Here is an 11,902-nt window from a genome sequence, read left to right on the forward strand (position 1 = left end):
GTGGGGAAAAACTGGCCTGGATTCTTCGTGTGAATGGGGAAACAGTCGCTATGGTCGACTTACAAAACAATCTCTTGATATAGGTGGTATAGCCCATGATAGAAACTATGCAGACCCCGATGACACGTGCCGAGTTCGAGCGCCGCTTTCATCTTCTCCGAGAGCAGATTCATAAAGGGAAGTTTTTCATCGCTCGAGGCCTGACAGTGGGAATCGAGAAGATCAGATTTTTGCCAAACGGTCGGATCGATTTTCTCAGTGTAAATGAATCGGCGCGACTACAAGCAAACATGATGGTTCAATTTCAAAGTGAAGAGTTCAAGGAAAAGTTAAAAACCCGAGGACCAAAGGATAGCTCACCAGAGCCTACAGAAGATGAACCAAAGGAGTAAAGTAGACACTTATAATTTTTGTAGAAGCTTTCACCCAGCATTGCTAAATCTTATCTTGCCCTCGCCGCCAACGGTTGTAGCTAACAAGAACCGGCTCATTTTGGTTTTTCTTCGATTGCACCTGAACATTACGTGTACAAATGTGCTACAAAAATGCAGTAGCTTTCCTTGTTGACTACAATAAACAAGCGATAACATAGTGGTGCAATGTAATCTGATTAAGAGGGCAATACCAAGATTCCAGTAAAAACTGCATCAGAATATTACTGCTCACTGTGTGCCGATTTTTGTCAGTGGTCCGGTTTAGTCGTTGACATTATGTCGCACTTCAACCCTCTGGGGGGAAATTATTCTTGACATTGTGTACTGTGTAGTACGCAATGTCACCATGAGTAACATATTTGGTCCATACATTCGTGAAAAACGCGAAGCCTTGAAAGAGAAGGACGGGCGGTATTCTCTGCGTCAAGTGGCGGCAAGAGTCGGGATCGAGCCTTCGTACCTGAGTAAGATTGAGCGGGGACTCCCGGCCCCTCTTTCCGAGGGAAAGATCATATCCTTGAGCCTTGACCTCGGTGAAAACCCCGATTTACTTCTTGCCTTAAGCGGAAAGGTTTCCTCGGACATCCAGGAGATCATCCGAAAGCGGCCGGAACTTTTTGCCGAGCTCATCAGACAAATGAAAGAGATGCCTGATCATGCCGTTCTTCGCCTGGTACGGGAGGTCAGAGATGGAAACTGGTGACATTCGACAGAAAACTTACGTTTGTTGTGCATGGGAGGGAGCATGATAGAACTCAAGAACGACTCATTGGTGTGTACGTTTCCCGAAACAACAACACATGAGGCAACGCTGACCATCTCTTTCATGAGGACGCTGCGTATCCCTGATGATGGAAAGGACTATCCACTTCCCCCGGGCCTTGGGCGATTTTCCCTTGTGCATGTTGATGACCACAGGAAGGCTGTACCGGAAAGCTGGATCGAGCACGGCGGGGTGATGTTGCCCCTGTATCAGTCGGAAGCCATGTGGATCAATTTTGAATCATCATATGTAGATGAGCATCAAGCCCGCTATCCATTCGCCGTCAAGGTGGCCACGGGTAAGATAAACGCCATTACCGGTGAGTTCTGGTCGAACGGCCTGTCACGAGACCCGCAGGATTACATGGTTACCCCAGACCAGCCGTGGCTTGACGGATACAGCGTTGAAAAAGGCTTCATCCGTCAGTTTGTGGCAATGCCGCTGGGAGAAGGCTACAGCGCGGAGGGACAGATAACCGGCAGTGAAGACGTGGGAGGCGTGCAGATCGCCGTGTATCCCATGAAGAAAGAGGCCTTTGAAAAACACTGGCCCCAGAGACCCCCTAAAATAATACGAAAAGGTATCTACCAGTACTCAAGTGCATCTGAGGGCATATCAATGCTAAGGGTAAAGGAAGCAGACATGGGTTTGGCAGTCGGTGGTCGCATGCGCCAGGAGATATACGAGGACACCTTTGATCTGTCAGAGTGGGACATGAACACGTCCAGCCGCTGTTTTGTTCACCTGGCCAATTCGCAAACCTGGCGAGCCATCACCGGGAATAATCCTTCCACCAAGGCGCCTACTGCCAGGGAGTACACATCTCATGGTTTGCCTTGGTTCGACTATTATTCCGACTGTAAGCCCTTGCCCGGCTCAGATATCTTGAGCAAGCTTAAAAGCGTTATCCAGTTGGGAAAAAGCAAAAGACAGACTCCCCTCCCAGAAAATGATTCTGTCGATCCGGGTAATATTATCCGCATCGATAAACCGCAATCTCCGGACCAGGTCAGAGAGTGGTCGGGAAGATCAGAATGAACGGGCAATATACGAAAAAGTTATGAAGACAATGAAGTTCGGAAAGAATGCAACGGAGGAGATAGAGCATCAAATTGATCATAAAGCGAGTGGATATGATAACGATAATTTCCCAGTAATGAGACTCTGGACATTCTACAATGTCCTCACATGGCATATCACTCACAATGCAGTTTCTCTGAATCATCGGGTTGAAATGGAGAACAGGTTGAGGATTGCAATGGCGTATTTCCGGAGGGCGCAAAGTGGCAGCAGAAAAGGGCAGTAATGTATCCCCGCACGACAGCGAGATGAGTTGCTGGAACTGCAGATATCAGGACATTACCCGGCAGGATACGTTCCTGGGTGTCTGCACGTGGTTTTCCAAGCATGGGAGGAAGGACAAGCAAATACCTCCGAACAAAGTGGATGTAGGCTGCAATCACTTTGAACCGAAGTTGAAATAGACCTTATAGTTTTGTGAAAAAAAATTAAAAAGAAGGGAGAAATCGTATGGCCAGGCAATACTCAACAAGAAGCTTTCTCAGACAAATGCCGAATGCCCTGCTCGCTCGTTATTTTCAGGGACGGGGGTTATTTGGCAACATAGATTTTGCCGCCATGAAGGAGGGCAAGCCTGACGAGCTGTTTACCGCCTGGCTGGCTCTGCCGTACGGTCAGCGTAATGAGATGGATAGTGAATTTAGGGACATCTTCGAGATGAGTTGTGAAAAGGGCTTTAGGGCAGTCATTGATGAGGCGAGCTGGCAAATGCAGGAAACCCCGGATGCCCTCACATCTTTTGTTGAAATGCTCTCGGTCTTATCCAATCACTATGAGCGGGCAATGATCATCTTGTTGGACCACAATCCTTTCTGGAGGGGGGCGACACGCTTCTATCATGCGGATACGCACCCCTATTGGCGCAAGCGTAAAAATCTGCAGCACCGAACGGCAGCGGTGGACGAGGACAGTCTTCAGCAACTGGCCAAGCTGATCCGCCATTACTTCCACCATACCGAGGGACGGGGGAAAAATTGCGTCGTAGAACCTTTCCGCCGGGGGGAGCTTGATTATTATTTCGCTTACCCCGAAGATTATTCGCAGCAAAGTATCGAGTGGGTAAATGGTGAGTTTGACCGTCGGCCGCATAACCCGGCTTTCGAGGTAATTTATGTGTACTCGCAAAAGGAGGGTTCTCTCGATCTTAACTTTCGAGGTTCATACAAGGCCATTGAATCCCTCCAAGGGATGTTCGCAACGGCGATACTCAAGCTCGACAAACTGCCGCCGGATCCAAAGGACCAACGCATCTACGATCTGTCTCCGCTGCTCCAGCGTAGCTTTGAATTTATCTACGATGCTGGAAGCGGGATCGAGGAGGTGGCGGTGAAGAAACTAAGGCTTTCTTCGAGAGTGAAGAAAGGGGATCGCATTACGCTGGAAGCCGATGCGTCCGATAATCGGGATGCCGTTTATGCTTTGCTTGACCAGATTGGAAAAACGATCCCGCTGGATATGTACAATCTTACACAGGCAGAGATTGCGGTCTCGGTTGTGGTCGATCCTGACAAACCGGCACAACGGGTGACAATCCGCATTACCTATCCCAACTCCTGTTCGCTCAAATACGACGAGCTCGGTCTGAAACTGCGCGCTATGCTGGTGAGCTCCGGGATTGAACCCAAGGAACCGGAGGAGTGCGCTGAGTGACGGAATGCTGTGATCATATGACGCCGATTAATATTCTGTCTGAGCTTTTGGAGCGGTTGGGCGCATGCAATGGCATTGCAATCCCGGTCAGTGCCGAAGAATTGCACCAATGGCCACTTGAAGCAGTCAAGGCCATGAAAACACAGAGATTGATTGTGAAAGCGCGGCCGGCAACAAGCGCGACATGTCCGGGCTGTGAACACAATTGTGTGATGCCAGTTCATACCCTTCCCGCAACGGCAGGCCACCCGTCTTCATTTATCGTTTGCGATAAGCGGAGCGATATTAACCGGGTGGCTGTTTCCTCCGAAAGATTAATCCAATGGCAATGCAGCGCTGATTTGGTATCCGAGCTTGTCGCATCGAGTCTTGACCTGCGACGCCAGGCCAGGCAAGTGAATAGTGCGGGCCGATGGGAGATTGGCATTGTGTTCGGAGATAAGCGTAGCCAGATGTTATGCCTCGAAGCTTCCGGCACATTGGCCCTGGTAGCCGGAAGCAACATGGTTCCGTTAGTAGAGTTCATTGAATTTCACGATGGCGCGTATTCGCTCGATACTGCTCAGGCCCGACGGCTGGTTGATGCCGCTTCCACGGCAGATAACCGATACACTCCAAGCGACGTTAAGCGCGAAGCGCGCAAGCTGGATACACAAGCGATGTATGAAAGCTGGCGGAAGGAATATCGTGCATTGCGCAAAAGACGCCCTGGGATGTCCGACGTTTGGTACTCACTGCAGATTGCCAAAATGGATATTGCCCGTGGTCGGGACAACGAAACCATCCGTAAACAGATGAAAAAATAATTCATCATGGTAGGGATTACTTCCTGAAGCGCTCATATTGGGCTATCTATTTTAAAACAAAATTTCGCAGAAAATTGATAAATCCAAAAAAAGTTGGGCGGAATCTTTTCGCCCAACTCCACCTTACGGTAAACCACTGATTTTCTGACACTCTTAATAGTGAAATCTCAATTGCGCCTATTCTGGCGCACTGATCCTTAAAGCCTCAAATATTTGATATTGCAAGGAATGGATCATCCAAGGCGGGCCTTGCCCGGGTATTGTATCGCCCAAATCGCCCATTTACGCTTCGTCTAAAGATTTCCAATACTCGTCAAGGAGGTTTGAAGATGAAGCGTACCATACTGAGAATCCCAGCCGTCAAATTTGCATCGGGGCTTTCCCGCTCCACCATTTATCTGCGGATTTCACAAGGGTTATGGACAAAACCGGTCTCCCTCGGCCCTCGGGCGGTCGGGTGGCCCTCCGACGAAGTAGCAACTATCAACGCGGCGCGCATTGCCGGGGACACAGATGACGAAATCCGTGTTCTGGTGGTAAAGCTGGAAACGGCCCGTAAAGAGGCGAAGGAATGGGAGCGATGAGAAGACGTCACCCCAACCACCGTCTTGTAAAAATCCACCGTACCTACACGGTGGAAGAGATCGCCAACCTGTTTGGAGTTCACAAAAATACCGTGCGCCACTGGGTCAAGGACGGTCTAACCACCACCGATGACAAACGCCCGATGCTGATTCTTGGTCATGTCCTGGTGGCATTTCTTCAGGCTCGCCGTCTGAAAAACAAGCAGCCTTGTAAACCAGGGGAACTCTATTGCGTCCGCTGTCGCGCCCCCAAATCGCCTGCCGGCAACATGGCGGACTATTCCCCCATTACCGAGAAATTCGGCAACCTCGTTGCCATCTGCCCAGACTGCAATACCTTGATGAACCGGCACGTCAGCTTGGCCAAAATCGGGGAGTTTGACGGGAAAGTGGACATCAGCTTCCCGGAAGCACTTCGACGATTAAGAGAGAGTCTTTACCCTTACTCAAAATTGTTGAATAACAGTGGTCTATCTATAATCCATCCCACCCCCTTCATCTTCATAACATCCCAATATTACAAGATATCTACAGAAGCTTATTACGTTGTGCCAGCAGGCCTCCACCTGCCCAGCAATTATCAAGTCCACTCACACTCCGAAATAACCGCCCCTGTTCTAAAAACAGATCCCTCAAATTGCAAGAATAATCTTAGCCATAATCATGGATCGAGGTTTTTGTTTTATCTTTTAATCAAGAAGAAACAACAACAACAACTCTCAAGACAACTCCCTAAAAAAGCGCTTTTTAAAAACTCCAGTAGTCGTAGTAGTAGTCTAATATGTAGTCTAATACTTGTCCAGTTTGGGAGACCCACGCCACCAAAGGGCCAGCGGGCATATTCTATTCTCAGATACCACGCTTTCTATTCTCAGATACCACGCTTTCTGTTCTCAGCAAAGGAGATTCAAAATATGAAAGAACTTGTTAAGCAGGATATCAACTTTTACGAATACCCCGTCTGGTTTCAAGACCAGAAAGAGGCGGGGGCGGGATTAGTATGGACTGACCGCAAGGGGTTCACCTACAGGGTTGGATACAAAGCACCCACCAGGACAGACATAATATTTCTTTACCATCTCATGCTCCAGTCTCAACAGGCGGGGTGGAAAGAGGAGCTAACCCTGACACAACGTGAGATATTGAGGGGATGTGGGATTGCGCCGGGAAAAAAATGGGCAGACCGGCTCAAGGACAGCTTAGAGCGCTGGAAGATGGTGGGAATAAAGTTTACCGGTACATTCTATGACGGCAAAGATTACCAGACTATGAACTTCGGCATCATAGACGAATGGGATCTGGAAAAAGGCACAGGGCATCTCAATATCAGATTTGCCCCTAAATGGCTTGAACAGATAAAGAACTCTAATTATTTTCGGTATATTGACTTTCAGCAAATGAAGTCGCTCGGTTCTCCCCTGGCAGTACGACTCTATGAAATCCTGATTAAATCATTCCAGGGGCGCAATGAATGGAGCATTAATGCGCTAAAACTCTCAGCCAAGATACCGATGAAACAAAAATATGTAGCCGTTATTATCCCGAGAATCACGACAGCCGTTGATACAATTAATGCCAAAACTTCACTGAATCTTACCCTGCAAACCAAACGCCCGAAGCGGGGGCAAGCAATATTTACATTCAGAAAATCTAAAGCTTCTAAGCCCTCTAAGCCCGAGAAAACAGCACCCCCACAGTCCTGTGCAACAGAAATCACAGAAGCTCAGGTGGAAAACTGTGAGGCTTTAATCGCCCTATTGCCCGAACAGCACCGCGAGAAGAATACAATCCACGAGCTGGTAGCCAAAGCCCTGGATAAGCATGGTTTTGAATATGTAAAACAAAATATTCTGTATGCCAACGAGACGGCAGGTAAAAGCTACCGGGTATATCTCACAAAATCCATACTCAATAATTGGGGCAAGGAATGGCAGGAAGATAAGAACCAAGAGGATGAGCACAAACAGCATAGGAAAGCTGCGAAGCAAGTAGAAGCAGATAAAATGAGAGAGGAGGAGAGGCTACATTTATCCGTCAGGGAACACATAAGAGTTATGCCTCAGGAGAAGATTAATCAGCTTCGGTCCCGCGCATACGAAGAATTAACCGAACCGGAGAAGCGACTTGATAGCACAATCCTGAGCGCTTGCGTGAAAGCAAAGATGAGATCCCTTGTTGCCAGAGAAATCTCAGATCAATTGAATGGAAATAATCAATCATTTGCGGCCGGCAATTAGTTATTTTCGTAGAGGGAATCCATTATGGAAAAGTACATATCGAGAATATCGATAATTGTTAAAACAATAACGAAACGCTATGAAAACAGTGTAGATATGCCATACGAGGACCTATTACAAGAGGGTTATATTGCAGCAATGAATGGAGTAAACCGGTGGCATAAAGAGCAGAGTAGTGCGGCGATAATCGCGTGGGCCTGGATATATATTCTTAGTCGGTGCAAAGAACTCAGTACGTCCCGATATGCCCAGCCCGAAATAACATCGTATGAAGAACATATGGACACTAACGACATAAATGCCACTGATCTATATACCAACAAATATTTTATAGGTGAAGCGGATACAAAGGTAATCTCTGAAATTTCCCAGCAAAAAAAAGGTGCGTTCCTACTCCTGAAAAAGTCCTTATCAAACGGCTATAGTGATATTGCTCAAAGATTCGAGGACTCAATATCTCCGGGCAGCATAGCCGATAAAGAGCATTTAACCATACAGCGAATCAACCAATTAAATAAAAAAATTGAAGATTATCTTTTTGTAGAGGAAGCCACAACTCATGAAGAGATGACAACTGCAGATAACCAAAACTAATTATTACCAACCATTAGTGGCTATCGCTAAGTATTAGAGCGGAGAAATCCCTACTCGAAGGCGTAAACAGCACAAGGATAGACAGGGAGGAACGGGGTATGAATAGTTACACTGAATATTTGGAATCCATAGAGCAGGAAAAAACAAAAAACCCAGATAATTATTTAAAAAGATGTGGTGATTGCGGACGGTTTGTTGCGAAAAAATATTGGATAGAAAAGAATCACCCCTGGAAGCATCATCCGTTATGCCCTGAATGTTTTTCCAATTACGATTGATGGAGGACTTATGAACCCCCTAACTCTCCCCTTTTGCCTCTGGTGGGTAACTCTGACGGTCATGGTGATCTTCTTCGGGCTGTCCCTGAGTGCGGTAGAAAGCGGAGGTATGGAGCACATGAGGAAGCAGACAGCGCCGGAAGTCAAGGCGGCAATTCTGAGGTGCGGGCCCATGAAGTATTGCCGAACGCTCTGGACCGGGGAGTTGCAGGTCAATAAGGTAAGCGGCCTTGATGATGCAGAGGGATGGGAGAGGTTACAGCCATGTCGCTGGAGGATTGCAAGTTCACTGGGACAAAGACCGACCAAGTAAAACAAATTGGGAACGCCGTCCCAGCTGGCACCGCCGAGGCTCTATGTAAGGTACTTTTAAACTGGGGGGAATGGGGGGAAGAGGAGAGGAGAGGAGAGGATAAGTTCTATCACCTCTCCGTTTAGTTCTTGCCGGGCAGCAATAGCCGCGTCCTTCACAAATTGATCTTTAGAATTTGTATGGACCCAAGACTTGAACCCCGCATATCTTTTTCTACAATGAAACTTTATCCAGGGTATTCTCTGCTTGAGAATCACGGAGGGCAGGTTAATACTGCATCTGGACAAGAAGACCTGGACAATGTTCCTTCCTAAAGTAGCCTTTAGAACATAGAAAAGGAATACCCGGCCCTTTCTATAGCGATGAGCCTCTTTGGGAATCCATTCTTCTCTTCTCATGATTCCTATCTGCCCTGATAAATCAACCTCAAGCCATCTCCGGCTTTCATCCACATCTACAATGACACCCTCCACAGCCTTTTGGACATTACTTTTCCATAGTATGTACTGCTCTCTGGCCTTCATTTCTTCCAGTACACGGGGAAAGACACGCCTGCAGGAATCGACTATAGGCTTTGGGAAAGAGGCAAAATCAAGTGTAAGGGGTAGAGAATCACAAAAATTAACATGAGGATCAATTGCCTGTGCCTCTTCTATCTCTACTTTCTGAGGAACCTTCCAAAAAAGTGTGGCAGTTTTATCTTCTATATCAACAACAATATCACACTCATGCGTGTTAAAATAATTAGACAAGGCATCTTTAATTGTGAGTTCAAGTGCAATATCTGCCTTATCCTTCGAAATACCGAGGGCTCTGATTAATTTAGTGTCAGGCATTCTTCTTCCCGTAAAAAATACATCTTTTGCTTTAGTAATAGAGCATGCATAAAATATTTCATCAGCCTCCTATTACAAAAGTAAAGAGGTCGAACAAAAAACACAAGCAAAAACAAAAAACACATTAAAGGAGAAAAAAGAAAATGCCAAGCGAAAATGTTCAGACCACAGGTTCACACGAACCCTCAAAATTTGAGTTAATGGCTAGAGAGCGCAACGCCAGAGTCATACGTTGCAACACCCCCGACACTTACTCACTTCTTGACCTGGCCCGTAATGCGGACTGGGTTATAAAATCACTAAGAAATAGGCTTCTTATATCTCTTGAACCTGAACAGGTTATTCCATTACTTACCCGGTATAAGAACAGTATAATAGCTCTATCCGATCTTCTTGAAGAAATGAGTGTGGTTTGCGAGACGGAATACAGAACACCTCGGGGAATATTACAGATGAAAGGGGAAAAGGTGCCTGATCGGATCAGAGCGACAGGTAAAAAAGCTTCGGCAACCAAGGTAAAGAAATCCGACGGTAACGGAGACAAAAAACCTGTTACAGACAGTGATGATAAAGATCCTGTCATAAGCTGAAAGGAGACAATATAGTCTTAGAATAAGAACGGACAATTTTACCGGATAACGCTATCCCCAAAATGGCATGTCTGGAAAATATGTTCAAAACTTTGTAACAGAGGCGCGTAACTTGTCAACCATCTAACCAACGTATTTTTAAAATAGCCCTACGGAGTGCTTCAGCTTTGCTGGAACACTCCATTAGTGTTGTTTTTAGCACAAGAGTTTATTTGCATAAGTGATTTTTACTTATTGCGGCTCCCATTTGGGAGACAAAGGACACATAACATAGTCATTATGTAGCCCTCAAAAAAGTAGATTACACAGCCATGTAAAACATCGGATTTCCCCGATCTTTTACGCCTGATGCGACTTATTTAGCTGGTGGATTCCAGGGCAGTTGTGGTTTTCGGTGACGGAAAAATTTAGTAATTCTCCTCAAGGGGAGAGCTGTATCTACAAAAGTAGCAAATACGCACAATTAATAACCTGATTTTTTGATGAAACATTCTATTCTTTTAGGTTCTACCTGATTGATGACCATGGATTTGGGGAATGTTGATTACACGAGTCGGGTTTTTTTATGTGCAAAAACAATCAAGAAAGGAGGAAAACAACCAAAAAAAGAATTAAAGAATCGAAGAAACAATCAACAGTAACAACCAAATCAAACAACAAGAAAAGGAGAAAAAGAATCATGGTAAACAAAGTTATTTTAGTTGGAAGATTAGGAACCGATCCTGAAGTCAAGTATACCCAGGACGGTACACCCGTTGCCTCATTTAGCCTTGCCACTGACGAACAGTGGAAAGATAAAGACGGCAAAAAAGTTCAGAAAACAGAATGGCACAAAGTAGTTGCATGGCGGAAGCTTGGTGAAGTCTGTGGTGAGTATCTCACTAAAGGGAAGCTCATTTACATTGAAGGCAAGATTCAGACAAAGCAATGGGAAGACAAAAGTGGTAACAAACGATACACAACAGAGGTTATTGCTCAAAGCATGAAAATGTTGGGCGGATCAAGCAATGAACAACCCCAACACGCCGCGCAATCCCACTCTGAAGATAATGGGACGGGCCCTATTGGCGCCGACGATGACATTCCTTTTTAGGAATAAACCTTAAGTACGATCAATCAATAATATCTAAGTAAACCCCAGGGGGGAAGACATTTCCCTTTGGGAAATCTATGTCTTCCCCTCTACAACAGAGAAAGGAAGATGAGATGAAAGTATTCGCAATTTTGAACCTGATAGTCTGGGGGACAGTACTTCTCTCCCTTGCGGTAGTTCTGTAAGAAAAATCCCATTTAACAAAATAAGATTTTGCGAGGAGCCGGATCTCTTTATGAGGTTCTGCGCCCTGTAAGCGAAGAACAAGAGAAAGGACAAGGAAATGAATATACGAGGCTTTGCAGAAGTTCTTGCTGACAGACAAGGGGGAATTTACATCAAACCGGGCCAAGCCCATTCTCACGTGCTAACTAAAAAGAAAGTACTGGAGATTTTTGGAGAGATTCCCACATACAGCATCCAATACAATTATGTCATATCGGTTTCAGAACTTGAGGACGATATGTATCAGGTTGTTGTAAAAAGAGAAAAATAACGGAATTAATCTTTAAGAAGCGTGATGTCTGGTTGTGATAACCGAAAATTGACCAGAAGAAGGGGGTAGTGATAACCGAAAATTGACCACCCGGAGCCGTTGTCTTCCTGCTAAAGTGGTTTGGTATTTACCGATCATTTGGGGAGGA

At 46.0% G+C, this 11,902-nt stretch carries 16 protein-coding genes; 15 read left to right on the forward strand and 1 reads right to left on the reverse strand.

The window, feature by feature from the left end:
- Positions 1–95 precede the first annotated feature (95 nt).
- From avs1c to Q7J27_08155, 12 genes are all read left to right on the forward strand, one after another.
- Positions 96–392 carry an AVAST type 1 anti-phage system protein Avs1c gene (gene avs1c, locus Q7J27_08100; GenBank protein ID MDO9529106.1) on the forward strand — a complete coding sequence of 99 codons (297 nt, stop codon included), beginning with the start codon at positions 96–98 and terminating at the stop codon, positions 390–392.
- A 388-nt stretch (positions 393–780) separates the two neighbouring features.
- Positions 781–1,137: a helix-turn-helix transcriptional regulator gene (locus tag Q7J27_08105; GenBank protein MDO9529107.1), complete on the forward strand. Its 357-nt coding sequence runs from the start codon at positions 781–783 to the stop codon at positions 1,135–1,137.
- A 42-nt stretch (positions 1,138–1,179) separates the two neighbouring features.
- On the forward strand, positions 1,180–2,235 hold the full coding sequence (locus tag Q7J27_08110) for a hypothetical protein (GenBank protein ID MDO9529108.1): 1,056 nt from the start codon (positions 1,180–1,182) through the stop codon (positions 2,233–2,235).
- A gap of 22 nt (positions 2,236–2,257) precedes the next feature.
- Positions 2,258–2,503 (forward strand): hypothetical protein, encoded by a 246-nt coding sequence (locus Q7J27_08115; GenBank protein MDO9529109.1) that lies wholly within the window; start codon positions 2,258–2,260, stop codon positions 2,501–2,503.
- Complete coding sequence (locus Q7J27_08120) at positions 2,481–2,681, forward strand: hypothetical protein (GenBank protein ID MDO9529110.1); 201 nt, start codon at positions 2,481–2,483, stop codon at positions 2,679–2,681. The genes Q7J27_08115 and Q7J27_08120 overlap by 23 nt, the downstream gene beginning before the upstream one ends.
- Positions 2,682–2,727: 46 nt before the next feature.
- Positions 2,728–3,927, forward strand: a complete 1,200-nt coding sequence (locus Q7J27_08125; GenBank protein MDO9529111.1) for a hypothetical protein — start codon at positions 2,728–2,730, stop codon at positions 3,925–3,927.
- A gap of 17 nt (positions 3,928–3,944) precedes the next feature.
- Entirely contained in the window at positions 3,945–4,733 is a 789-nt protein-coding gene (locus Q7J27_08130; protein MDO9529112.1) for a hypothetical protein, read from the forward strand.
- Positions 4,734–5,062: 329 nt separating this feature from the next.
- Positions 5,063–5,317, forward strand: a complete 255-nt coding sequence (locus Q7J27_08135) for an AlpA family phage regulatory protein (GenBank protein MDO9529113.1) — start codon at positions 5,063–5,065, stop codon at positions 5,315–5,317.
- Complete coding sequence (locus tag Q7J27_08140) at positions 5,305–7,554, forward strand: RepB family plasmid replication initiator protein (protein MDO9529114.1); 2,250 nt, start codon at positions 5,305–5,307, stop codon at positions 7,552–7,554. The genes Q7J27_08135 and Q7J27_08140 overlap by 13 nt, the downstream gene beginning before the upstream one ends.
- 24 nt (positions 7,555–7,578) lie before the next feature.
- On the forward strand, positions 7,579–8,148 hold the full coding sequence (locus Q7J27_08145) for a hypothetical protein (GenBank protein MDO9529115.1): 570 nt from the start codon (positions 7,579–7,581) through the stop codon (positions 8,146–8,148).
- A 98-nt stretch (positions 8,149–8,246) separates the two neighbouring features.
- Positions 8,247–8,426: a hypothetical protein gene (locus Q7J27_08150; GenBank protein ID MDO9529116.1), complete on the forward strand. Its 180-nt coding sequence runs from the start codon at positions 8,247–8,249 to the stop codon at positions 8,424–8,426.
- A 10-nt stretch (positions 8,427–8,436) separates the two neighbouring features.
- On the forward strand, positions 8,437–8,739 hold the full coding sequence (locus Q7J27_08155) for a hypothetical protein (GenBank protein ID MDO9529117.1): 303 nt from the start codon (positions 8,437–8,439) through the stop codon (positions 8,737–8,739).
- 56 nt (positions 8,740–8,795) lie between these two features.
- Here Q7J27_08155 and Q7J27_08160 read toward each other — a convergent pair whose 3' ends face one another.
- The gene (locus Q7J27_08160) at positions 8,796–9,575 is read right to left on the reverse strand and encodes a hypothetical protein (protein MDO9529118.1); all 780 of its coding nucleotides are present in this window, start codon (positions 9,573–9,575) and stop codon (positions 8,796–8,798) included.
- Positions 9,576–9,718: 143 nt separating this feature from the next.
- Here Q7J27_08160 and Q7J27_08165 point away from each other — a divergent pair, with 143 nt between their 5' ends.
- The 3 genes from Q7J27_08165 (at position 9,719) to Q7J27_08175 (ending at position 11,754) form a co-directional block, all read left to right on the forward strand.
- Positions 9,719–10,165 carry a hypothetical protein gene (locus tag Q7J27_08165; protein ID MDO9529119.1) on the forward strand — a complete coding sequence of 149 codons (447 nt, stop codon included), beginning with the start codon at positions 9,719–9,721 and terminating at the stop codon, positions 10,163–10,165.
- A 679-nt stretch (positions 10,166–10,844) separates the two neighbouring features.
- Complete coding sequence (locus tag Q7J27_08170) at positions 10,845–11,258, forward strand: single-stranded DNA-binding protein (protein MDO9529120.1); 414 nt, start codon at positions 10,845–10,847, stop codon at positions 11,256–11,258.
- Positions 11,259–11,541: 283 nt separating this feature from the next.
- Positions 11,542–11,754 (forward strand): hypothetical protein, encoded by a 213-nt coding sequence (locus tag Q7J27_08175; protein ID MDO9529121.1) that lies wholly within the window; start codon positions 11,542–11,544, stop codon positions 11,752–11,754.
- The last annotated feature ends 148 nt before the right edge of the window (positions 11,755–11,902 follow it).

This window comes from Syntrophales bacterium, from assembly GCA_030655775.1.
GTDB lineage: Bacteria > Desulfobacterota > Syntrophia > Syntrophales > JADFWA01 > JAUSPI01.